15 protein-coding genes are annotated in these 23,517 nt (G+C 69.1%); 10 read left to right on the top strand and 5 right to left on the bottom strand.

Going from position 1 to position 23,517, the window contains the following annotated elements; genetic code table 11:
* Positions 1-9: 9 nt before the first annotated feature.
* Positions 10-1,173, bottom strand: coding sequence for an ROK family transcriptional regulator (locus ACTRO_RS18480; protein ID WP_051451023.1), 1,164 nt, complete (start codon positions 1,171-1,173; stop codon positions 10-12).
* A gap of 137 nt (positions 1,174-1,310) precedes the next feature.
* On the opposite strand from ACTRO_RS18480, the gene ACTRO_RS18475 reads away from it, so the two are divergent.
* The gene (locus ACTRO_RS18475; RefSeq protein WP_034275459.1) at positions 1,311-3,218 is read left to right on the top strand and encodes a glycoside hydrolase; all 1,908 of its coding nucleotides are present in this window, start codon (positions 1,311-1,313) and stop codon (positions 3,216-3,218) included.
* Positions 3,219-3,292: 74 nt separating this feature from the next.
* On the opposite strand, the gene ACTRO_RS18470 is transcribed toward ACTRO_RS18475, so the two are convergent.
* The 3 genes from ACTRO_RS18470 to ACTRO_RS18460 form a co-directional block, all read right to left on the bottom strand.
* Complete coding sequence (locus tag ACTRO_RS18470; RefSeq protein WP_157436324.1) at positions 3,293-4,438, bottom strand: hypothetical protein; 1,146 nt, start codon at positions 4,436-4,438, stop codon at positions 3,293-3,295.
* A 202-nt stretch (positions 4,439-4,640) separates the two neighbouring features.
* Positions 4,641-5,255 (bottom strand): VOC family protein, encoded by a 615-nt coding sequence (locus ACTRO_RS18465; RefSeq protein ID WP_211244321.1) that lies wholly within the window; start codon positions 5,253-5,255, stop codon positions 4,641-4,643.
* Positions 5,256-5,309: 54 nt separating this feature from the next.
* Entirely contained in the window at positions 5,310-6,539 is a 1,230-nt protein-coding gene (locus tag ACTRO_RS18460; RefSeq protein WP_051451020.1) for an ROK family protein, read from the bottom strand.
* Positions 6,540-6,730: 191 nt separating this feature from the next.
* Here ACTRO_RS18460 and ACTRO_RS18455 point away from each other — a divergent pair, with 191 nt between their 5' ends.
* Both ACTRO_RS18455 and ACTRO_RS18450 read left to right on the top strand, forming a co-directional pair.
* Positions 6,731-11,275, top strand: a complete 4,545-nt coding sequence (locus tag ACTRO_RS18455; RefSeq protein ID WP_034264649.1) for a glycoside hydrolase family 3 C-terminal domain-containing protein — start codon at positions 6,731-6,733, stop codon at positions 11,273-11,275.
* Between the two features lie 21 nt (positions 11,276-11,296).
* Positions 11,297-14,533 (top strand): GH92 family glycosyl hydrolase, encoded by a 3,237-nt coding sequence (locus ACTRO_RS18450; RefSeq protein WP_051451019.1) that lies wholly within the window; start codon positions 11,297-11,299, stop codon positions 14,531-14,533.
* Between the two features lie 43 nt (positions 14,534-14,576).
* Here ACTRO_RS18450 and ACTRO_RS18445 read toward each other — a convergent pair whose 3' ends face one another.
* Complete coding sequence (locus tag ACTRO_RS18445) at positions 14,577-15,566, bottom strand: substrate-binding domain-containing protein (protein WP_051452427.1); 990 nt, start codon at positions 15,564-15,566, stop codon at positions 14,577-14,579.
* A gap of 184 nt (positions 15,567-15,750) precedes the next feature.
* On the opposite strand from ACTRO_RS18445, the gene ACTRO_RS18440 reads away from it, so the two are divergent.
* The 7 genes from ACTRO_RS18440 (at position 15,751) to ACTRO_RS18410 (ending at position 23,513) form a co-directional block, all read left to right on the top strand.
* Complete coding sequence (locus tag ACTRO_RS18440; RefSeq protein ID WP_034264643.1) at positions 15,751-16,692, top strand: carbohydrate ABC transporter permease; 942 nt, start codon at positions 15,751-15,753, stop codon at positions 16,690-16,692.
* Between the two features lies 1 nt (position 16,693).
* On the top strand, positions 16,694-17,617 hold the full coding sequence (locus tag ACTRO_RS18435; protein ID WP_034264639.1) for a carbohydrate ABC transporter permease: 924 nt from the start codon (positions 16,694-16,696) through the stop codon (positions 17,615-17,617).
* Positions 17,618-17,686: 69 nt separating this feature from the next.
* Positions 17,687-19,054 (top strand): ABC transporter substrate-binding protein, encoded by a 1,368-nt coding sequence (locus ACTRO_RS18430; RefSeq protein ID WP_034264636.1) that lies wholly within the window; start codon positions 17,687-17,689, stop codon positions 19,052-19,054.
* 117 nt (positions 19,055-19,171) lie between these two features.
* Entirely contained in the window at positions 19,172-20,965 is a 1,794-nt protein-coding gene (locus tag ACTRO_RS18425; protein ID WP_034264633.1) for a glycoside hydrolase family 35 protein, read from the top strand.
* A gap of 124 nt (positions 20,966-21,089) precedes the next feature.
* Positions 21,090-22,115, top strand: a complete 1,026-nt coding sequence (locus ACTRO_RS18420) for a Dyp-type peroxidase (RefSeq protein ID WP_034264630.1) — start codon at positions 21,090-21,092, stop codon at positions 22,113-22,115.
* The gene (locus ACTRO_RS18415) at positions 22,112-22,930 is read left to right on the top strand and encodes a family 1 encapsulin nanocompartment shell protein (RefSeq protein ID WP_034264627.1); all 819 of its coding nucleotides are present in this window, start codon (positions 22,112-22,114) and stop codon (positions 22,928-22,930) included. Before ACTRO_RS18420 ends, ACTRO_RS18415 begins: the two co-directional genes overlap by 4 nt.
* Before the next feature lie 91 nt (positions 22,931-23,021).
* Positions 23,022-23,513, top strand: coding sequence for a hypothetical protein (locus ACTRO_RS18410; RefSeq protein ID WP_157436323.1), 492 nt, complete (start codon positions 23,022-23,024; stop codon positions 23,511-23,513).
* Positions 23,514-23,517 lie beyond the last annotated feature (4 nt).

Here is a 23,517-nt window from a genome sequence, read left to right as displayed (position 1 = left end):
CCCGGTGGGTTAGCGCTGGCGGGGGGCGGCGAGGGGCGCGCAGAGTGCTACTCCGGCGGCGGCTACGGCGATGAGGCGGTCGTCCCACGGACGGACCTCGATGCGGGTGTTGCGGAGGTAGGGCAGCAGGTGGGCGGCAAGTGCAGAGTCGAAGGAGGCTTGCACGTGGTCCCAGAGCTGGGTGATTTCTCCGACCACGACCACCGTGCTCGTCCCCAGGATGTTGACGACGCCGGCTAGGGCGCGGCCGAGCATTTCGCCGGCTTCGGCGAATAGCTCGCGTGCGTGCGGGTTGCCGGCTGCGGCCAGGGCGCCGAGGTCGCTGACGCCGGCTTGTGGGGGGATCAGGTTGGCTTCTTTGGCTCGGCGGGTTAGGGCTTCTGTGCTGGCTTGGGTTTCTAGGCAGCCGCGGTTGCCGCATGCGCATTCTGTGCCGTCGGGGAGGATTGGGAGGTGGCCGAATTCGCCGGCTGCTCCTGCTGCGCCGCGGTAGGGGGCGCCGTCGAGGACTAGACCGAGGCCGATGCCTTGGCCGATCGCTACCACGAGGAAGTCTGCGCAGTCGGCGCTTGGGCCGTACAGGCGCTCCGCCACCGTGACGGCGCTGATGTCGTTGTCCACGAATACCGGGACGCGCAGCGCTGTGCGCAGCTTTGTGGCTAACGGCATGCCGTTCCAGCCCAGTCTTACCGACATGCGCAACGTGCCGGAGTCTGGGTCTACTGCGCCAGGCACTGCCACGCCTACGCCTAGCAGTGGACGGCGCTGGCGGGCGGCTTGGCCCATTTGGGCTTGGATCAGGCCGATCAGGCGGTCCAGTGCCTTGGGGGCGGCGGGGTTGAAGGGCCAGGTCGAGCCGTCCACGACGGCGCCGTCTAGGCGGGCCAGCACTAGCGAGATGTGCTCCAGTGCGACCTGGACGCCGATCGCGTGGGCTGACCATGGGATGAGGCGCAGGGGGATCGAGGGTCTTCCGGATTGGGTGACGCGCGGCTCCTGCTCGGCGATCAGGCCTTCGGCCAGGAGTCTTCGGGTGCTGGAGGTGACCGTCGCCGGGCTGAGCTCGAGCGACTCCGCGATCTCGGCGCGGCTGAGGGGGCCGCGGCGGGCGAGGAGGGCGAGCACCGCGGTTCGGGTGCCGTCCCCGGAGATGGAGCCAGCGCCCCAGCGCATGCTGTGCCCTTCCTGCTGACGCCGTCACCGTGCCGTCGTGCACCCTACGCCCTGCGCGCCCGCCCCTTGACAGTACTCTGCCGTCGCTCTACGTTCCGCGCGAGATATTTCACGCCCGAATTAATGGGGTGCTCATCATGAGATCACGGACATACCCACGCAACACGAGGTCCACTGCACTCGGCGGCGCGCTGGTGCTCGCTCTCGGCACTTCCGGCATGCTCGCCCTCGCGCCTGCGCCCGCTCAGGCCGCCACCACCACCGCGATCGTCACCGCGCCCGCCCAGACGATCGCCGGCTTCGCCGCGTCCGGGGCGTGGTGGGTCGACGACTTGGAGAACTTCAGCTCCAGCGCGCAGAGCCAGGCCGCCAGCCTGCTGTTCACCAGCAGCGGCATCGACCTGAGTCAGTACCGGTACAACATCGGCGGCGGCGGGGTGGGCGTTACCACCGCTGACCGCGCGCCGCAGAGCTTTCTGAGCACCAGTGGGACCTACAACTGGAACGCCGATCCCGGCGGCCAGTACTTCCTGAAGGCCGCTTCGGCCGACGGGGTGCCTGACATCATCGGCTTCGTCAACAGCGCACCGAGTCAGTACACGACGAACGGCAAGGACTGCGGCGGCAACATCAACACCGCCGATGACGCGGCTTACGGCACCTACCTGGCGACCGTGGTCAGCCACTTCGCCTCGCAGGGTGTGAAGATCAGCCAGGTCAGCCCGATGAACGAGCCGGACGACAGCTTCAGCTCGTGCGGCCAGGAGGGTATGGCTGTGCCCGCTGCGAACCGGGCCGGGGTGATCGACGCGGTCGGTTCCGCCATGAGCAGCGCCGGGTTGTCCACCAAGGTGATCGCGGACGAGTCGAGCCAGACCACGCAGCTGCTCTCCGAGGCCCCGACCTGGCTGGCGGACAGCAGCGCGCCGGGCTACACCGCGGCCATCGCGCACCACACCTACAACTACCCGTCCAACAGCGCCCTCGAGCAGGTCGGCGCGCTGGGCGACGTCAACAACAAGCCGGTGTGGGCCTCGGAGATCTGCTGTCAGGTCACCGGCGGCAGCTACGGCGCGCAGTACGATCCGACCATCACCGGCGGTTTGACGCTGGCGAACTACATCTACACCGACTTCTCCTACGCCGACGACAGCGCCTTCCAGTGGTGGACCGCCCTGTCGAGCGCGATGGGCTGCAACCCGTCCACGAGCGGCAGTTGCGCCACCAGCATCAACAGTTCGGGCTGGAACGACGGCCTGATCTACTACGACCCGAACTTCGCCAGCGATGGCAATCAGACGCTGTACCTGACGAAGCGCTTCTATGTGCTCGGCCAGTACAGCCGCTACGTCCGCCCCGGCGCGGTGCGCTACGGCGTGAGCGGATCTCCGTCTGGCGTGCAGACGATGGCTTTCTGGGCGAACAACCAGTGGACGGTCGTGGCGACGAACACGAACACGTCTGCGACGACGCTCTCGCTCAACCTCGGCTCCGGCACGGTCACGTCGGCTGGTGCGTATCAGACCTCGGCGAGCCAGAACCTGGCGAGCGTGGGCGCGCCGAGCATCTCCGGCGGCACCATCAGCGCGAGCGTGCCGGCCCAGAGCGTCACCACCTACGTTCTCAACAGCAGCGGCGCGCCGGGCAGTGCGGGCACGGCCGCGCACGAACTCGTCGGCAGCCAGTCGGGCAAGTGCCTCGACGTGCCGAGTTCGAGCACGACGAACGGCACGCAGCTCGACATCTGGACCTGCAACGCGGGCAGCAACCAGGAGTACACGCTGAACGTGAACGGCACGATCGGTGTCTACGGCTCCAAGTGCCTTGAGGCGTATCAGTCCGGCAAGGCTGCCGGCACGATCGTGGACATCAACACCTGCAGCGGCGGCAGCAATCAGCAGTGGCAGGCGCATCCCGACGGCAGCGTCACGAACACCGAATCAGGTCTCTGCCTAGACGTCTACGGCCAGGGCACGGCCAACGGCACGAAGATCGATCTGTGGACCTGCAACGGAGGCTCGAACCAGTTGTGGCCGCTCAGCTGAGCTGAGAGCGGATACGGGCCCTGACGATGGCAGTCGTCAGGGCCCGCATCGCTGGATCGGGTCGGCGTCAGCCTTCAGCCGGTGATGGTGCCGTACCCGTCATTGCCGAGACCGGTCTGGGTCTGGCTGGTCCACAGGTGGCCGCTGGTGCCGGCCGACGAGACGTCGGCGACCACCAGGCTGTCGACGGAGTCGTGCGGCAGGTCGCCGACATTGGTCAGAAGCCAGGTGTAGGCGCTGTGGGCGCTCTGCGTCGCGATGGAAGTGGTCGTCGACGCCCACGGCGCGCTCAGCGCGACGGCGCCGCCGCCGAGGGAGATCGAGGACCCGTCGGCGGAGCCGTTCTTGTTGGAGTCCAACAGGTTCCCGCTCGAGTACACCTTCTGCGAGTTCATCTGGTAGAAGTCGTCGGACGCGCTGGTGGTGGACGGGCCGGCGATGAAGTAGTCGTCGACGATGTCGTGCGTGTAGACCGCGCCGGTGTTCCCGGCGGTGTAAGCCGCCTGATAGTTGTAGTCGACGCTGTCGAGGAACTGGGTGTCGTCCTTGGCCAGCGGGTTGCGGTTGTGCGAGTTGGCGAAGACGTCGTGGTACCAGGTGAACGGCCCGGTCTCGGTGTGCGCGCCGAACTGCTGGCCGATCGGGTCGGCGATCAGCGAGTTCTGGAAGGTGATGTTCGTCGCGCCGACCGCGTCGACGTCGTCCCACTGGCCGAACTCGATCGAGACGTGGTCGAAGATCATGGTGCCGGCGTCGGACAGGCTGAGGCTGGACTTGCCGCTGTCCGAGTCCAGCGTGCCCTGGCGGAAGCGGACGTAGCGCACGATGTCGTTCTTGGAGTTGGCGAACGACACCTCGCGCCCCATGATCCCGATGCCCTGGCCGGGCGCCGTGTCTCCCTCGATGGTGATGTTGCTGGCCACCGAGACGGCGGAGGAGAGGCTGATGTACCCGCCGACGGAGAAGTCGACGATCCGGTTGGAGGAGCTGACCGCGTCGCGGAACGATCCGCTGCCGGAGTCGTTCAGGTTGGTGACGTGGTAGACGCTGTCGCCGGTGCCGCCGGTGGCGGACGCGCCGAAGCCGACCGCGCCGCTGAACGCGGCGGCCGGTGCGACGGCGGCGGTGGCGGAGCCGGTGGCGAGCGCGAGCGAGAGGGCGGTCAGTGCCGCGAGCGCTCCCGCGGCGCCGAACACCGCCCTCCGAGAAGCGATGATCACGATGACCTCCTGGGGGCCCGATTCGGGCGCTGCCCGGTGGGTGTCGGGCAGCGAACCAGGGGGCACCGTAATTTCGAACACTGCGATCGACAAACCGCGCCCCGGCGCTGCCGCGGCCCCGCCGCAGGTCATCCCGGAACTTTCGGTCCGGGTGTGTTCCATTCCCGCGCTGAAAGTTTCGAAGCCGCCGCCGGGCGGTCGCTCAGGCCACTTCGAATTCGTTGTCGCCGGGGTCGACGAACGTGCCGGGCTCCCGGTCGCCGCCGGTCAGCACCAGCCGTACGCGGTTGCGGCCGGCCTTCGGGGCCGCGGGCGGGCCCGTGATCAGTGCGACCCGGCTGTCTTCGGTGCGGCGAAGGCAGTCCATGAGCGGGTGGAAGGGGTACGCGTCCCATCCGGACTCGGCACGCCAGAAGGCATGCTGCGCGGCCCAATCGTCTTCCGCGACGTCGAGGCAGATCTGCACGAGCCCTGATTCATGGCGCACGCTTCGATGGCCGGGGCGCAGCACGCAGAACTCGTTGCCCTCCGGGTCTGCCAAAACGTCCCAAGGGACATCCCCCTGACCGATGTCCGTCTTGCGTGCGCCGAGTGCTTCGAGCCGTTGCACCTCGGCCGGCCAGTCCGGGCCACCGGCGAGGTCGAGGTGCAGCCGGTTCTTGACCGTCTTAGGCGCCTCGGCGGGCACGAAGGTGAGCTGCAGGCCGTCGGTTTCGCCGCGCGTCGCCTCCAGCCAGAAGGCCTCGAGTGCGTCCACGTCCAGCGCTTCGAAGACGACGCCCGTCAGAATGCTGCTTCTCTTCTCGAGATTCTCCACGGTTGTACATGATAGTCCGGTCCTGCTCGCAGGGCACTTATTCGCGCGCGCGGTTCACGAGGTGGTCGCGGGCGCGACGGCCAGGGTCTCCGGGACGCGTTCGAGCACCAGGGCCGCCGCTCCGCGCACGCCGGCGCTGTCGCCCAGCGCGCTGCGCACGATGGTCAGGGTGTCGGCGTGGCACGCCATCGTGTTGCGGGCGATGGCGCGCCGGATCGGCTCGAACAGCGCCTCGGTGGCCACCGCCAGCTCGCCGCCGACCACGATCACCCGCGGGTTGAGCAGCATCACGGCGATGGCCAGCGCCCGGCCGACGGCGTCGCCCGCGTCCTCGATCGCGCGCAGGGCGCCGCGGTCGCGGGCGGTGATGAGCCCGGGCAGGTCGGCGGCGTGCACCGGCCGGCCCCAGCTGCGTTCGAGCAGCGCGGCGATCGCCGGCGGCGAGGCCACCGTCTCCAGACAGCCGCGGTTCCCGCACCGGCAGAGCAGGCCGCGGGGTTCGACGATGACGTGGCCGAGCTCGCCCGCGATGCCGCCGTGGCCGAGCAGCATCCGGCCGTCGCAGATGGCGCCGGCGCCGATGCCGGAGGACAGCCGCAGGTAGAGCACGTTGTCGTGGCCGCGGGCGGCGCCGTAGCGCTGCTCGGCGAGCACCCCGGCGTTGGCGTCGTTGACGATCTGCACCGGCAGGCCGGTGCGCTCGGCCAGCTCGTCCAGCGGGCGGATGCCGACCCAGCCCTGCATGATGCCGTCGGCGTAGAGGTTCCGGCCGTCCTTGTCCACCGGGCAGGCGATGCCGGCGCCCAGTCCGAGGATCCGCTCGCGCGGCACGGCGCTCTCCGCCACCGCCGCCTCGACCAGGGCGCACGCGGTCTGCAGGGTGTGCTCGGGCTCCGCGTCGACGGCCAGCGGCTCGGACCGGTCCCAGCACACGGTTCCGATGACATCAGTCAGAACCGCGCGGACGTGGTCGTGCCCGATGTCGAGGCCGAGGGCGTAGCCGGCGGTCGGTTCGAGCGAGAGCAGCTGCGGCGGGCGGCCGCTGCGGGTGCCGACCGGGCCGGCCGGGCCCGTCCCGGCGGTCTCCCGGACCAGGCCCGCGTTCATCAGGTCGTAGATGACGGAGCCCACGGTCGCCCGGGCCAGGCCGGTGCGGCCGACGATCTCGGAGCGGGTCAGCTGCTGGCGCTCGACCAGCGCGCGTAGCACCCGGACCCGGCCGAGGTCGGTCAGGCTGATGGGCGCCTCGGCCGAGGCGAACGTGGTCTGGTCATCGGAGTGCACGTGGTCACGGTACCGGGAGGCGCAGGACTTTGTCTGCGGTTGACCTGATTCGGGTTCGCGCGAGGAGAAACTCTGTTCCGGAATCTCGGGAATCGCTTGACTTTTGACCAAGGACGGCAGAATCCTGCGAACAGTGCCCGACGGGTCTCGGCCCGCCGGGCATCCCCAGGTACTCCAACGGCGGAGGCAGCATGCTGCGCGAAAGACGGCCGCGCGGGCCGAAGGGCATTCACGTACTGAGCGCCGTGGCGGTCGCCGCGGCGGTCGCGATAGGCGCCCCCACGGGCGCCCACGCGGCCAGCACGGACGGCGGGAGGTCGGCCCCGCTGCCGATCTACCTCGACACCCACTACACCCCACAGGAACGCGCGGCCGACCTGGTCTCGCGGATGACGCTGCCGGAGAAGGTGGCGCAGCTGAGCACGAACAGCGCGCCGGCGATTCCCCGGCTCGGCGTGCAGCAGTACACGTACTGGAGCGAAGGCCAGCACGGCGTCAACACCCTGGGCGCGAACCAGGTCAACAACGGGAACGGGGGAGCGGTCCGGGCGACCAGCTTCCCGACCAACTTCGCTTCGACCATGTCCTGGGATCCGAGCCTCGTCTACCAGGAGACCACCGCGATCTCGGATGAGGCACGCGGCTTCCTGGACAAGTCGCTCTACGGCACCGGGCAGAACAACCTCGGTCCCTCGGCCTCGGACTACGGGTCGCTCACCTTCTGGGCTCCCACCGTGAACCTCGACCGCGATCCGCGCTGGGGCCGCACCGACGAAGCCTTCGGCGAGGATCCGTATCTGGTCTCTGAGATGTCCGACGCGTTCGTCGACGGCTACGAAGGCAATACCCCGAGCGGCAAGTCCGAGAACGGCTACCTCAAGGTCGCCGCGACGGCCAAGCACTACGCCCTCAACGACGTCGAGGACAACCGCACCGGCATCTCGTCCGACGTCAGTGACGTCGACCTGCGCGACTACTACACCAAGCAGTTCGCGAGCCTGATCCAGGACGCGCACGTCTCCGGCTTGATGACCTCGTACAACGCGATCAACGGCACGCCGTCGGTGGCCGACACGTACACCACGAACCTGTTGGCCCAGCGCACGTACGGGTTCGACGGCTACATCACCTCCGACTGCGGCGCGATCGGGACGACGTACCTGAACTTCCCGTCCGGCCACGACTGGGCACCGCCTGGCTGGACCACCGACAACGGCGGCGCCACCGGCACCTGGACGAACACCGCGACCGGAGCCACCGTGCCCTCGCAGGCGGGCGGTCAGGCCTACGCGTTGCGCGCCGGCACGGACCTGAACTGCGCCGGCGGCGAGAACACGCTGTCGAACATCGAGGCCGCGATCAAGGCCGGGGCGTTGAGTGAGAACGTCATCGACAACGCGTTGGTACAGCTGTTCACGGTGCGGATGGAGACCGGCGAGTTCGACTCGGCCTCACACAATTCGTACACCAGCATCAACAAGTCCGTGATCCAGAGCCCGGCGCACCAGCAGCTCGCCACCACGGTCGCGGACAACTCGGTGGTGCTGCTCAAGAACCAGCCCGCCAGCGGCGCCGGTAAGGCTCTGCTGCCGCTCAATCCCAAGGCCACCAACAAGATCGTGATCGTCGGCAATCTGGCCGGCACGGTGACCCTCGGCGACTACTCCGGCGACCCCTCGCTGCAGGTCGACGCCGTGCAGGGGATCACCGCGCAGGTGCAGGCCGCCAACCCCGGCGCCCAGGTCGTCTACGACGGCTGCGGCACCTCCACCACCACGACCGGCGCGGCCTCCTGCTCCGCGCAGACGCTCGCCGACGTCAAGTCCGCCGACGCGGTGATCGTGTTCGTCGGCACCGACACGACCCTCGCCACCGAAGGTACGGACCGCACCACGATCGCCATGCCCGGCGACTACGACTCGCTGATCCAGCAGGTCAACGCGGTCGGCAACCCGAACATGGTGCTCGCGATCCAGTCCGACGGCCCGGTGACCATCGACGACGTGCAGGGTGACTTCCCGGCGATCGTCTACAGCGGTTACAACGGCGAGAGCCAGGGCACCGCGCTGGCCGACGTGCTCTTCGGCAAGCAGAACCCTGACGGGCACCTCGACTTCACCTGGTACGCCGACGACTCGCAACTTCCTGCGATGAGCGATTATGGCCTGACCGCGGACGAGACCGGCGGTCTCGGGCGCACCTACATGTACTTCACCGGCACGCCGACCTACCCGTTCGGCTACGGCCTGAGCTACTCGGACTTCAGCTACTCGAACGTGCACGCCGATCGGACGGTCAACGCCAACGGCAACGCGCACGTGAGCCTGACCGTCACCAACACCGGCAAGGTCGCCGGCACCACCGTCGCGCAGCTCTACGCGGCAGCGCAGTTCCAGCAGTCCGGCGTGAGCTTCCCGAAGGAGCAGCTCGTCGGCTTCCAGAAGACCAACGTGCTCAAGCCCGGTCAGAGCCAGCGCGTCACGCTCACGGTTCCCGCCTCCAGCCTGGAGATCTGGGACCCGACCTCGATGAACGACGTCGTCTACGACGGCACCTACGCGTTCGAAGTCGGCGCCAGCGCGGCCGACATCAAGGGCACCGCGGACGTCAAGGTGAACGGCGCGCTCAAGCCGGTCGTGCAGACCGTGACCGTGCAGCCGGACCAGACCGGCTTCCAGGTCGGCCAGACGCTCGACCTGACCGGCAAGAACCCGTGGATCCAGGACGACACCACCGGAACCGGCTCGGTTTCGCAGGGCCGGAACATGGACGTCACCGCGGACGACATCGTCGAGGCGGCGAACACCGACGGCAGCTTCGCCGATCTCTCCACCTCGCACGTCAGCTACCGCAGCAGCGACCGCTCGGTGGCCACGGTCAGTCCCAAGGGACTGGTGACCGCGGTCGGCGACGGCGCTGCCACGATCACCGTGACAGTCAACGGGGTCAGCGGCTCGACCGCGATCTCGGTCGGGCACAAGGTCGGTGTCAGTCTGCCCGCGCTCTCCTCGGCGGGCGGCGCGACGACCGTGACGACGACCTTCACCAACACCGCACCCGCGGGCGGCGCCACCGTGCGCAACGTCGCGATGAACCTGGACCTGCCCAGCGGGTGGAGCGCCACGGCCACCAGCCCGAGCAGCTTCGCCAAGGTCGCCGCGGGCCAGACCGCCAGCACCACGTGGGCGGTGACGATCCCGGCCGGGCAGGCCGGCACCTTCACCCTCAATGCCGACGCCACTGTCGGCGGCGCCCACGACAGCACCGGATACGCGCAGACCGACGTGCCCTTCGCGTCGTTCGCGGCCGCGTACAACAACGACGCGATCACCAGCGACAGCAACCGCGGCGGCGCCAACCTCGACGGCGCGGGTGCCAGCTACTCGCAGCAGGCACTGGCCAGCGTCGGCGTCACCCCGGGCGTCGCGCTCGTGCACGACGGCCTCACCTTCGCCTGGCCGGACACTCAGATCGGGCAAGCTGACAACGTTGTCGCGGCCGGCCAGACCATCGACCTATCAGGGTCCGGATCCACTCTCGGCTTCCTCGGCACCAGCACCTGGGGTCCGATCACCGGCACCGGCACGATCACCTACACCGACGGCTCCACTCAGCCTTACACGGTCGGCTTCGGTGACTGGGCCAACGGCACTGCGCCGACCGGGGGAGACGTCGCCATCCGTGCCCCCTACGGCAGCCAGCCGGGAAACAAGACCGGGTGGCAGACCACGATCGACTACTTCCCGGTGACTCTGGATCCGGCCAAGACGGTCAAGTGGATCACTCTCCCGCAGGGCAATCCGAACCCGCAGGGCGGCATCCCGGCGATGCACGTCTTCGCGGTCTCGATCAAGTCGGACAACCTGTCCGTAGCCGCGCCGCTCACCATCCAGGCCGGTGGCAGCGGCACGGTGACGACCACGGTGACGAACCCGTCCTCCGCGGCGCTCAGCGACGTCTCCATGGCGCTCGCCCTTCCCGGCGGCTGGACCGCGACGAACACGAGTCCTGACACATTCGACTCGGTCGCGGCCGGAGCGACCGCCAGCACCACCTGGACGGTCTCCGTGCCGGCCGGTCAGCAGCCCGGTTCGCAGGTGATCGGGGTGACCGAAGAGGTCGGCGGCACCCAGGCCGGAATCTCCGGTGCGCAGACGCAGATTCCGTACGCCTCCCTGGCTGACGGCTTCGACAACGTCTCCGTCACCGACGACGCCGACCACAACCCGAGTGACCTCAACGGCGGCATCGACGGCGGCGGCAACAGCCTGTCGGCCGAGGCACTCGCCGCTGCCGGGCTCACGCCGGGATCCGCCTTCACCTTCAACGGAACCGTCTTCACCTGGCCCGCCGCCGCAGCGGGCACCCCCGAAAACATCGAGGCCGCCGGACAGTCGTTCAGCGTCACCGGCAGCGGCAGCACGCTCGGGTTCCTGGGCATCGCCGCCAACGGAACGGCCTCCGGCACCGCCACGATCACCTACACCGACGGCAGCACGCAGCAGTTCACGCTCGGGTTCGGCGACTGGGCGGGTACGAGCCCGTATACCGGCGGTCAGGTCGCCGCGACCTCGGCGTACGGCAACTTCCAGACACAGGGCAGCACCACGCCGTGGAAGGCCTCAGTGTTCTACGACTCGGTGGCCCTCGAAGACGGCAAGACCGTGCAATCCGTGACGCTGCCCGCCGCGGGGACGCAGCCGATCCACGTGTTCGCCGCCGCGGTCGGCGACTGAGCCGGGAAAATGGAGAGAAGAATGCGCAGCACCCATCGACAACGCGCCATCCGACACCGAACCCTTCGACACGGCGTAGCGGCCCTGGCCGCCGCGACGCTGAGCCTCGGCGTGCTCGGCGCCGGGGTCCAGACCGCGGCGGCGGCCGCGCTCCCGCAGACCGTCGGCGACCCGACCGCGCTGGTCGACCCGTTCATCGGCACCGGTGACGGCGGCGGCGTGGTCGGCCCGGTCAACTCGTATCCGGGCGCCTCGGCCCCGTTCGGCATGCTCAACTGGAGCCCGGACACCACCTCGCGCCCGTCGGCCGGCGGCTACGCCTACACCGACTCGTCCACGATCGGATTCAGCGTCACGCACGTCTCCGGCGCCGGCTGCGGCATCGCCGGGGACCTGCCGATCCTGCCCACCGTGGGCACCATCGGCACGAATCCGACCTCGACCACCGCACCGTTCAGCCACGCGGACGAGACGGCCGCGCCCGGCTCCTACTCCACCACGATCGGCACCGGATCCTCCGCCATCGGTGTCGACCTCGCCGCGACCACGCGGACCGGGCTCGGCTCCTTCACCTACCCGGCCGGATCCACCGCGAACGTGCTGTTCAAGGTGGGTGACTCGCAAGCGTTCGTGAACGACGCGGACGTCTCGATCGTCGGCGACGACCAGGTCACCGGCTCCATCACCGAGGGCAAGTTCTGCGACATGCCGAACAAGTCCACGGTCTACTTCGCCGCCCAGTTCAACCGCCCGTTCACGAGTGAGGGCACCTGGAACGGCTCGACCGTCAACGCCGGAAGCACGAGCGCGACCGGCTCGAATTCCGGTGCCTACGTCGGATTCGACACCAGCACCTCGGCGACCGTAGGCATGCGGGTCTCGGTCAGCTACGTCAGCGTGGCCGACGCGCAGGCGAACCTGCGGGCCGAACAGCACGGCTGGAGCGTTTCGGCGGTGGCCGCGCAGACCCGCAGCCAGTGGCGCAAGCTGCTCTCGGAGATCGAGATCGGTGGCGGCACGCACGCGCAACAGGCAGAGTTCTACACCGCGCTCTACCACGCGCTGCTCGAGCCGAGCACGTTCAGCGACGCGAACGGCGACTACATGGGCATGGACGACAAGGTCCACCGCACCGCCGCCGGGCAGGCTCAGTACACGACGTTCTCCGGCTGGGACATCTACCGCGATGAAGTGCCCTTACTCGCCGTATTGGCGCCGAAACAGACCAGCGCGATGATGCAGTCCCTGGTCAACGATGCGAAGCAGGGCGGCTGGCTGCCGAAGTGGCCGGTGGCCAACGGCTACACGGGCATGATGGGCGGCGATTCGGCCGACGCGATCATCGCCGAGGCCTACGCGTTCGGCGCCCGCGACTTCGACACCGCGGGCGCGCTGTCCGCGATGGTCAAGGGCGCCTCCGTCGTGCAGGACGCGTCCGACAGCAGCGACCTCGGTCAGGGCACTTATGAGGAGCGACCCGGCCTCGACACGTACCTCAAGGACGGGTACGTGGTGAACGACGCGGCAAGCTCCGGCTCGGCAGTACCGGACGGCGCCTCGCTCACCCTCGAGTACGCCACCGACGACTTCGCCATCTCCCAGTTCGCCGGGGATCTCGGCCGCAGGTCCACGGCCGAGCAGTTCCTGACCAGATCGCAGAACTGGACGAACATCTACAACGTCGACTCGGGCTTCCTCCAGCCGCGCGACGCGTCCGGCGCCTTCCCGACCGGAAACCCGGTCAGCGACGGACTCGGTTCGTTCGGCCAATCGGGCTTCCAGGAAGGCAATGCGGCGCAGTACCTCTTCTCGGTGCCGCAGAACCTCAATGGCCTGATCGGTGCGCTGGGAGGCGACACGGCGACGGTCTCGCGCCTCGACACCTTCTTCCAGCAGGACCAGGCCGGCCCCGACTCGCCGTACTACTGGGCCGGCAACGAGGTCGACATGCTCGCACCCTGGGTCTACGACTACGCCGGAGCCCCGTACAAGACGCAGGCCGAGGTGCACGCGCTGCTCGACGACGTCTACGCGGACACGCCTGCAGGCGAGCCCGGAAACGACGACCTCGGCGCGACCAGCTCCTGGTACGTCTGGGGCGCGCTCGGGATGTATCCCGAGACCCCGGGCGCCCCGGTGCTCGCGCTCAGTGCGCCGATCTTCCCGGTGGTGCACCTGAACCTGCCCTCGCATCAGCTCTCGATCACCGCGCCCGGCGCATCTGACCAGGGCTATGTCAGCAGCATGTCGATCGACGGCCGGAACTGGCAGAAGGCCTGGATCCCGGCCTCCGACCTGGTCGGCGGCGCGGGTTCGGGGCAGCGGACCTCGATCGGCGTCGGCATCTCCGCGACGCCGAACACCAGGTGGGCGGCCTCGGCGCAGGACGCGCCGCCGTCCTACCCGGCGGGTAAGACGAGCTTCCCGACCGGCGTGGTGCCTTCGTCGGTGGCGAGCGACCCGGCCGGCCTGACCGCAACCGCCGGCTCCTCCGACTCGGCGACGCTCACCTTCACCCTCGGCGTCGGCGCATACGGCGACGAGGCCGGCAAGATCCGGCAGCTGCACTGGACGGCGCAGCCGCCGGAAGGCGTCACGGTGAGCCCGGCGTCCGGAACCGCGCAGGTCTCCGGAGACACTGCGACCGTCACAGTGTCCTTCGACGTCGCAGCCGACGCGCCGCAGGGCTTCAGCCAGGTCGGCTTCGCACTGAGCGATCCGCAGGACGTGCCGCTGCCGACGCTCACCGTCCCTGTGGCGGTGATCGGCCCCGGCGACACGGCGACCGTGTGCACGACGCTCGACACCACCAACACCGACAATGGTCTGATCCAGCAGGAAGGCGGTGACGGCACGACCACCCCGGTCACCGTCGACGGCATGACCGCCCGCCAGACCACCGAGAGCGCGCCGGGCGACCTGAACATGTACTTCCAGGTCGACAAGCGACTCGTCGGCACGGGCGACTACGCCGCCACCGTCACCTTCGAGTACTACGACACCGGCACGAACAACTGGCAGCTGCAGTACGCGATGCACGGCGGCAGCGCCTACACCGGAGCCGGCTCGGTGACGAATACGAACACGAACACCTGGAAGACCGTCACCTTCAACCTGCCCGACGCCGCGGTCAGCGAGGCCATGAACAACCAGGCCGACTTCCGCATCTGGTCCGCGGATCCGGTGACCATCCACTCGGCGGTGGCCACCATCACCGGTGCGGGGGTGCTGCCGATGGACCTCTGCCCGGCCAGCTGAGCCGGGATCCGGTTCGGCCACCGCGCCGTCGAAGCACGCTGGTTCAGTGCTTCGGCGGCGCGGTGCTCTCCCGCACGATCAGGCGCGTGGGCACGGTGACCCGCTCGTTGCCGCCGTCGTCCTCGCCGCCTACCTTGCGCAGCAGATGCTGTATCGCCTGCCGGCCGACCTCGCCGAAGTCCTGCCGGATCGTGGTCAGCGGCGGCCAGAAGGAGTGGGCTTCTTCGAGGTCGTCGAAGCCCACGATGCTGATGTCGCCGGGCACTTCCCGGCCGAGCTCGTGCAGCGCTCGCATGGCGCCGAGCGCCATCTGGTCGTTTCCGGCGAAGATCGCCGTCACCTCCGGGTCCCGGCCCAGGGTCAGGCCGTGCCTGTGCCCTGATTCGGTGGACCAGTCGCCGTGCAGCACCGGCGGCGGCTCGATTCCGGCTTCGCGCAGCGTGCGCTGCCAGGACTCCACTCGGTGGCCGGCCGAGAACGAGGTCTGCGGGCCGGCGATGTGCCAGACCTGGCGGTGGCCGAGGCCGAGCAGGTGCTCGGTGGCCTGCCGCGCGCCGTCCGCCTGGTCGGTGTCGACGACGGTGTACTGGTGGCCCGCGTTGGAGTCGATGACGACCACCGGCAGGCCGGGCGGCAGGGTGAACTCTGCTTCGTCCAGCAGGTGCGCCTCGAAGATGATGATCACCCCGTCCACGGCCGCCTCGCTCAGCCGGCTGTACGCGCCGGAGACCTGGTCCATCGTGGCCGCCCGCACCGGGATCAGGGTCACCGAGTAGTCGGCGCCCGCCGCCTCGGTGGCGATCGCGTCCAGCGTGCGCATGTTGCCGAACGTGCGCAGGGTGAACATGATCACGCCTATGGTGCGGAAACGGCCGAGCCGCAGCGCCCGCGCGGCCGAGTTGGGGCGGTAGCCCAGCGCCTGCATCGAGTCGATCACCCGTTGCCGGGTGGCCGGATCCACGTTCGCGTGGCCGTTGGAGACCCGGGAGACGGTCTGCGAGGAGACCCCGGCGTGCTTGGCCACGTCCCCCATCGAGGGCTGCCTGCCCCGACGGGCGGATTCCTGCGAGGTCACGGCCTTCCCTTCGCTCGGCTCAGCTTCACTGCGCCCCCGTTGCCGTCTTGTGATGCGCGGTCCGGTGGGCATGGTTACGTAAACATGGTAGCGTCCCCAGCGTCATGTTGACGTGAACATCGGCTCGAACGCGGGATGGACCATGACAGTGCTGACACCGGAGACCGGCAGTGACGCCGGCGCCGCCGGAGCCCGACGCCGGATACGGCGGGGGCGGCTTCGCGCGCGCTGGACGGGATGGGGCTTCGTCGCCCCCTTCTTCCTGGTCTTCCTGTTCGCGCTGGTCGCCCCGATCGTCTACGCCGTCTACCTGAGCCTGTTCCAGGACAAGCTCATCGGCGGCAACCGGTTCGCGGGCTTCGCCAACTACACCGAGGCGTTCAAGGACCCGCAGTTCTGGGCCGGCTTCGAGCGGGTGGCGCTGTTCCTGGTCGTGCAGGTGCCGGTGATGCTGGTCCTGGCGCTGGCCGTGGCCTTCGCCGTCGACAGCGCACGCCTGCACTGGACGCCGCTGTACCGGATCGCCGTCTTCCTGCCCTATGCGGTGCCCGCCGTCGTCGGCGCGCTGATGTGGGGCTTCATGTACGGCACGCAGTTCGGCCTGGTCAGCGAGTTCGACCGCTGGTTCCACGTCAACCTGCCCGACCCGCTCGGCAACTCGCTGATGCTCCCGGCCATCGGCAACATCGTCACCTGGGAGTACGTCGGCTACAACATGCTGATCTTCTACTCCGCGCTGCGGGTGATCCCGCACGACATCTACGAGGCCGCGGAACTCGACAACGCCGGGGCGTGGCGGATCATCTGGCATATCAAGCTCCCGGCGCTGCGCCCGGCGATGCTGTTGGCCACCGTCTTCTCGATCATCGGCAGCTTCCAGCTGTTCACCGAGCCGGCCGTGCTCTACCCGATCGCCAAGGACCAGATCGGCAGCGCGTACACGCCCAACTGGTACGCCTACAACCTGTCCTTCAACGGCCAGGAGTACAACTACTCGGCCACCATCGCCATCGTCATGGGCCTGCTGACGGTGATCGTCGCCTACCTCGTCCAGCGCCTCGGCCAGCGCAAGCAGGGAGCCTGAGATGGCCGTGACCGAAGCCCACCGCTCCGCCCGCGGCGCCGCGCGCCCGGCCCGCCGGTCCCGCAAGGCGTGGAACCCGAACAAGCGGCGCAAGTCTCCGACGCTCACGATCGTGATGACGCTCGGCCTGATCTACTCGCTGTTCCCGTTGTTCTGGCTGGTCGTCAACGCCTCCAAGTCGGAGTCGAACCTGTTCAGCACCAACGGGCTCTGGTTCGGCGGGCACTTCTCGCTCTTCGACAACGTCAAGCAGACCCTCACCTACAACGGTGACGAGTTCGTGCACTGGTTCGGCAACACGCTGCTCTACGTCGCGGCGGGCGCCGGCGGAGCGACCGTCCTGGCCACGCTGGCCGGCTATGGACTGGCGCGGTTCGAGTTCCCGGGCAAGCGCGGCGTGCTCGCGATCGTGCTCGGGGCCGTGGCGATCCCGGCCACGATCCTGGTGGTCCCGACCTTCCTGATGTTCAGCAAGATGGGCCTGGTCAACACCTACTGGGCGATCATCATCCCGTCGCTGATCAACCCGTTCGGGCTCTACCTGATGTGGATATTCGCCCGGGACGCGATCCCGGTCGAACTGCTCGAGGCCGCCCGGGTGGACGGCGCCCGGGAATTGCGGATCTTCCTGTCCATCGCGCTGCGGCTGCTGCGCCCCGGCATGATCACGGTGCTGCTGTTCGCGGTCGTGCAGACCTGGAACAACTACTTCCTGCCGCTGGTCATGCTCAACAAGCCCGGCCTGTATCCCCTCACGGTGGGCCTGAACCAGTGGAACGCCCAGTCGCAGACGGCAGGCGGCGTCCCCATCTTCAACCTCGTCCTCACCGGCTCGCTGCTCATGGTCATCCCGATCATGGCCGTGTTCCTGGTGATGCAGCGCTACTGGCAGTCGGGCCTGACCGCCGGAAGCGTCAAACAGTGACCGCACCACCCGCTCCATCCGCACCACCGCTCACGAACGCCACCCTCACAAAGAAGTGAAAGGACCGTCATGACAGCAACTACGCGCACCCGGGCCTGGCGCCGCTCCGCCGCCGCCCTGGCCGTCGGTGTCCTCGCCGCCGGATTGACCGCGTGCTCCAGCAGCAGCTCGGGCTCCGGCGGGGCGAGCTCGACCGGCACCGCCGCCGCGAACGACATGGCCGCCGCGCTGCAGAAGAAGTCGACGCTCACGGTGTGGGCCTGGGCGCCGCAGGACAAGGACATCGCCGCCGCGTTCGAGAAGAAGTACCCGAACGTCACGATCAACCTGGTGAACGCGGGCACCTCGACCACCGAGTACACCAAGCTGCAGAACGCGCTCAAGGCCGGCTCGGGCGTGCCCGACGTGGCCCAGATCGAGTACTACGCGCTGCCCCAGTTCGCCCTCGGCGGCTCGCTCCAGTCCCTGGACGGTTACGGGCTCGACAGCCTCAAGAGCGACTACCCGCAGGCCGTGTGGGACGCGATCGACATCAACGGCAGCCTCGTCGCGACCCCGCAGGACACCGGCCCGATGGCGCTGTTCTACAACAAGAAGGTCTTCGACAAGTACGGCCTGACCGTGCCGACCACCTGGGACGAGTACGTCGCGGACGCGGTGAAGCTGCACGCGGCGGACCCGAAGGAGTACATCACCAGCGACACCGGCGACCCCGGCTTCGCCACCAGCATGATCTGGCAGGCCGGCGGCAAGCCGTTCACCGCCAGCAGCGCCACGAACGTCACCATCAACACCCAGGACCCGGGCACCAAGAAGTGGGCGGCCGAGTGGGACCAGCTGGAGGAGAAGGGGCTGCTCTCGCAGGTGGCCGGCTGGTCCAGCCAGTGGTTCACCGGGCTGGGCAACGGCACCATAGCCTCCCTGGTGACCGGCGCGTGGATGCCGGCCAACCTCGAGGGCTCGGCGGCCGCGGCCTCCGGTGACTGGCGGGTCGCGCCGATGCCGACCTACGACGGCGGCACGGCGGCCTCGGCCGAGAACGGCGGCTCCGCCGACGCGGTGATGAAGGGTTCGAGCAACGCGCTGGTCGCGGCGGCCTTCGTCCAGTTCATGGGCACGGACGCGGGCGAGCAGATCCTGGCCGACTCCGGCGGCTTCCCGGCGGAGAACTCGATCCTGAGCTCCAGCTCGTTCCAGAACCAGGCTCCGGCCTACTTCGGCGGGCAGAAGATCAACCAGGTGCTCGCCGGGGCCGCGTCCTCGGTGCTGCCGGGTTGGAGCTACATGCCGTTCCAGGTCTACGCGAACAGCATCTTCCCCGACTCGGTCGGCAAGGCGTACTCCAACAAGACGGACATCGGCGCCGCCCTGGACACCTGGTACAAGGCGTCCGCGACGTACGGCCAGCAGCAGGGCTTCACCGTCACCGTGCAGTAGCGGCGGCATAGCAGCAGCACCCTTACCCAGTTCATCCGAACGTGCGGCCGGGCAGTGCAGGACACGGCCCGGCCGCACGTGGGTGCGCCGCGCCTGCGCGCAGAAAGGAACACCCGCATGTCCACCTCCGGGCGCCGGTTCGCGATCGGCGAGACCGACTTCCTCCTCGACGAGCAGCCCTGGCGGATCCTGTCCGGCTCCCTGCACTACTTCCGGATCCATCCGGACCAGTGGGCCGACCGCATCGCCAAGGCCCGCGGGATGGGTCTGAACACCATCGAGACCTACGTCGCCTGGAACGCGCACAGCCCGCGCCCGGGCGTGTTCGAGACCGAAGCAGGGCTCGACCTCGGCCGATTCCTCGACCTGGTGGCCGAACAGGGCATGAATGCGATAGTACGTCCAGGTCCGTACATCTGTGCGGAGTGGGACAACGGCGGGCTGCCGGCGTGGCTGTTCCAGCGGCCCGGCACCGGAATCCGCAGCAGCGAGCCGACGTACCTGGCCGCCGTCACCGAGTACTACCAGCAGCTCGCGCCGATCCTGGTGCCGCGGCAGATCGATCGCGGCGGCCCGATCATCCTGATGCAGGTGGAGAACGAGTACGGCGCGTACGGCGACGACAAGGCCTATCTCAAGGCCCTGGCCGAGCTGAACCGGGAGATCGGCGTGACCGTGCCGCTGATCACGGTGGATCAGCCCACGCATACGATGCTGGAGAACGGCAGCCTGCCCGAACTGCACCTGACCGGCTCGTTCGGCTCCCGGGTGCCGGAGCGGCTGGAGACGCTGCGCAAGCACCAGCAGACCGGCCCGCTGATGTGCTCCGAGTTCTGGAACGGCTGGTTCGACAGCTGGGGTCTGCACCACCACACCACGCCGGTGGCTGAGATCGCGCACAGCCTGGACGAGCTGCTCGCCCGAGGCGGCTCGGTGAACATCTACATGCTCCAGGGCGGCACGAACTTCGGCTTCACCAACGGCGCCAACCACAAGGGCACCTACGCGCCGATCGTCACCAGCTACGACTACGACGCGCCGCTCGACGAGGCGGGCAACCCGACCGAGAAGTACTGGGCGATGCGCGACGTGATCTCCAAGTACGCGCCGGTGGGCGAGCCGCCGAACGCCGAAGCCGCCCCCCGCCCCACGTTCTCGGCGCCGATCGAGGCGAGCGTGCCGCTGTGGGCGATGCTCGACCGCGTCGGGCGCTGGAGTACGCATCAGGACCCGCCGACGTGCGACGATCTCGGCCACTACCACGGCTTCATGCTCTACCGCACAGAGCTCGATTATCAGGACACATCGACGCTCGCGCTGGCCGTGTCGGAAGTGCGCGACCGCGCGCAGGTCTTCCTGGACCGTGACCCCGTCGGCGTGCTCTCGCGCGACCACCACGAGCACGTGCTGCCGCTGCCGGCGAACGCACGCGGCACCCTCGACGTGCTCGTCGAGGACCTCGGCCGGGTCGACTACGGGCCGCGCATCGGCGAACCCAAGGGCCTGATAGGCCCGGCGCGGGTGAACGGCCGGCCCCTCACAGAATGGGAAGTGCTCCCGCTCGACCTCGACGACATCGAGCCGGTCGCGGCCGCCCTGCGCGAGGAGGCCGCCGCGGGCTCTGCCCCGGCCACGCCGCTCGTCGGCCCGGCGTTCGGCCGCGCCGTCTTCGACCTGCCCGAGACCGGCGACCTGTTCCTCGACACCCACGGCTGGGGCAAGGGCGTCGTCTGGATCAACGGATTCTGCCTGGGACGCTACTGGTCCCGCGGCCCGCAGCGGACGCTGTACGTGCCCGGACCGGTGCTGCGCGAGCACGGCAACGAACTCGTCGTACTCGAACTGCACGCCACCGCCCACGGCGAGGCACGCTTCGTCCCCCAGATGGACCTGGGCCCGCTCGAGTTCTGAGACCGAACGGGGGACAGCCCGCGGGTCGCACGACCCCGCGGCCGCGGGCGACCCACACGATGGAGGGCGGTGAAAGTCGTCGGCCGCGGCAGGCGCGCGGTGTAGAGCACAAAGGGGTCCGCCGGTGAGCGAGCCGCAACCGGTCGTGGGCGAGCTCACCTCGGCCATGGTGGTCGTGGTGGCGACGATCGTCCCCGGCGGCGAGGACGCCGTGCGCGAAGCCCTCGCCGACTTCGGCGACCTGGTCGACTCAGCCGGGTTCGGCTACCCGACCGGCGACCTATCCTGCGTCACCGCGTTCGGCTCCGAGGCCTGGGACCGGCTGTTCGGAGCGCCCAAGCCGGCCGAGCTGCACCCGTTCGCGGCCCTCGAAGGCCCCCGGTTCTCCGCGCCGGCCACGCCTGGTGACGTGCTGCTGCACGTCCGCGCTGAGAACCCCGGCCTGTGCTTCGACCTCGCCCGCCGGCTGGTCGACCGGCTCGGCTCGGCCGTCACCATCGTCGACGAGGCCCACGGCTTCCGCTACCTCGACCGGCGCGACCTGCTCGGCTTCGTCGACGGCACGGCCAATCCGCACGGTACTCAAGCCCTGAACGCGGCCCTGATCGGCCCGGGCGAGCCGTTCGAGGGCGGCAGCTATCTGATCGTGCAGAAGTACCTGCACGACCTGACCGCGTGGAACGCGCTCAGCGTCGGTGAGCAGGAGCGCGTCATCGGCCGCACCAAGCTCGAGAACATCGAGATCCCGGACGAGCAGAAGCCCGCCGACTCGCACGTCGCCCTGACCACGGTGACCGACGAGAGCGGCGAAGAGATCGACATCATGCGCTTCAACATGCCGTTCGGCGAGCTGAAGGCCGGCGAGTTCGGGACCTACTTCATCGGCTACGCCGCCAGCGCGGCCGTGATCGAGCAGATGCTGCAGGCGATGTTCCTCGGCACCGGCGAAGCACCGCGCGGCGACCGGATCCTGGAGTTCTCCGTCGCCGTCACCGGCGGCCTGTACTTCGTCCCACCCGCCGACTTCCTCGACGACCCGCCACAACCCGGCGCGACGGCCGGCGCCGCGTTCGACGCGCCCCCGGCCGCGGAGCCGGACGGATCCGGCGGTTCCCTGCGTATCGGCAGCCTGAAAGCGAGCACGTCATGAACAACCTGCACCGTGAACTCGCCCCGATCAGCGAAGGGGCCTGGGAGCAGATCGAGGAGGAGGCCAGGCGCACCGCCCTGCGCGACCTCGCCCTGCGCCGCGTCGTCGACGTGACCGAGGCCGAAGGCTCGCCGCTCGCCGCCGTGAGCACCGGCCACCTCGAGCAGATCGGCGGGAGCGCCCCCGGCATCAGTGCCTGGATGCGCGAGTCCCAGCCGTTGGTCGAGCTCCGGGCTCCGTTCACGCTCACCCGCGCCGCGATCGACGACGTCGAACGCGGCTCCCAGGACAGCGACTGGCAACCGGTGAAGGACGCCGTGCGCGACATCGTCTTCGCCGAAGACCGCGCCCTCGCCGACGGCTATCCCGAAGCCGGCATCACCGGCATCCGCCGCTTCTCCACCCACGCCCCCGTGGACCTGCCGGAACGGATCCAGGACTACCCCTCGGCCGTCGCCCAAGCCGAGACGAAGCTGCGCCTCGCCGGCGTCGAAGGCCCCTACCACCTGCTGCTCGGCGCCGACGGGTACACCGCCCTGACCGAGACGGTCGACCACGGCTATCCCGTGGCCACCCACGTCACCCGCCTCATCGACGGCGAGATCATCTGGGCCCCCGCGCTCGCCGGCGGTCTGCTGCTCTCCACCCGCGGCGGCGACTTCCAGCTGCACCTCGGCCAGGACCTGTCGATCGGCTACGACTCGCACGACGACAACGAGGTGCGGCTCTACATCCAGGAGACGTTCACCTTCACGCCGTACACCGCCGAGGCGGCGGTCGAGCTGCGGGATCGGAACGGGAAGACGCCGCGCTGACTTGGATCCCGAGGGCCGCCCGCATCGGCGCATCAGCCACCTGCCATGCTGGAACCCAGTACTTCCGGTTCTGGGGAGGGGACGGGGACTGATGGGGAAAGCTTCCTGGGAAGACGTCATACTGCGTGCGCTGGGCACGGGAGCCGTCATGGGGGCGCTGGGCGGCACGCTGCTCGCCGCTGTCCTCGCCGTCGCCCCGCCGAGCTATTCTCCGGTTTCCGATGTACTTATGTTGATTGGCATCGGTGGCGTCATCGGCGCGGTGATCGGCGTCGGGTGCGCGATCCCGGCCGGTCTCATCCTCGCCGCGGGGAGGCACTTCCTCTCCCGGCACCAGCGCATCGCCCAGGTCTACGGAGGCATCGTCGGCGGCGTCCTGCTCGCCTCGCTCGTCGTGGCCGGCTACGGGTGGACCGCGGCCGGGCCGGACGGGCCGGTGAGCAGCGGCTGGCTCATCGCGGCGGCGTTCGGCCTCGGTCTCGCAGTCAGCGGGTTCAACGTCACATTCGTCGTGACCGGCAGGCAATGCCTCGTGGCGCGGTGTCTGGCTCGCGGCCTGGCCCGTTGCGTCGGCAGAAGGTAGCCGC

The sequence above is a fragment of the Actinospica robiniae DSM 44927 genome (genome assembly GCF_000504285.1).
Classification (GTDB): Bacteria; Actinomycetota; Actinomycetes; order Streptomycetales; family Catenulisporaceae; genus Actinospica; species Actinospica robiniae.
The sequence above is the reverse complement of the archived record's forward strand: the minus strand, read 5'-3'. Positions and strand labels throughout refer to the sequence as shown.

Excerpts from the sequence above, each read along its gene's own strand:
- ACTRO_RS18480 (WP_051451023.1), bottom strand. The coding sequence starts at position 1,173 with ATGCGCTGGGGCGCTGGCTCCATCTCCGGGGACGGCACCCGAACCGCG.
- ACTRO_RS18475 (WP_034275459.1), top strand. The coding sequence starts at position 1,311 with ATGAGATCACGGACATACCCACGCAACACGAGGTCCACTGCACTCGGC.
- ACTRO_RS18455 (WP_034264649.1), top strand. The coding sequence starts at position 6,731 with ATGCTGCGCGAAAGACGGCCGCGCGGGCCGAAGGGCATTCACGTACTG.
- ACTRO_RS18450 (WP_051451019.1), top strand. The coding sequence starts at position 11,297 with ATGCGCAGCACCCATCGACAACGCGCCATCCGACACCGAACCCTTCGA.
- ACTRO_RS18445 (WP_051452427.1), bottom strand. The coding sequence starts at position 15,566 with ATGGGGGACGTGGCCAAGCACGCCGGGGTCTCCTCGCAGACCGTCTCC.
- ACTRO_RS18440 (WP_034264643.1), top strand. The coding sequence starts at position 15,751 with ATGACAGTGCTGACACCGGAGACCGGCAGTGACGCCGGCGCCGCCGGA.
- ACTRO_RS18435 (WP_034264639.1), top strand. The coding sequence starts at position 16,694 with ATGGCCGTGACCGAAGCCCACCGCTCCGCCCGCGGCGCCGCGCGCCCG.
- ACTRO_RS18430 (WP_034264636.1), top strand. The coding sequence starts at position 17,687 with ATGACAGCAACTACGCGCACCCGGGCCTGGCGCCGCTCCGCCGCCGCC.
- ACTRO_RS18425 (WP_034264633.1), top strand. The coding sequence starts at position 19,172 with ATGTCCACCTCCGGGCGCCGGTTCGCGATCGGCGAGACCGACTTCCTC.
- ACTRO_RS18415 (WP_034264627.1), top strand. The coding sequence starts at position 22,112 with ATGAACAACCTGCACCGTGAACTCGCCCCGATCAGCGAAGGGGCCTGG.
- ACTRO_RS18410 (WP_157436323.1), top strand. The coding sequence starts at position 23,022 with ATGGGGAAAGCTTCCTGGGAAGACGTCATACTGCGTGCGCTGGGCACG.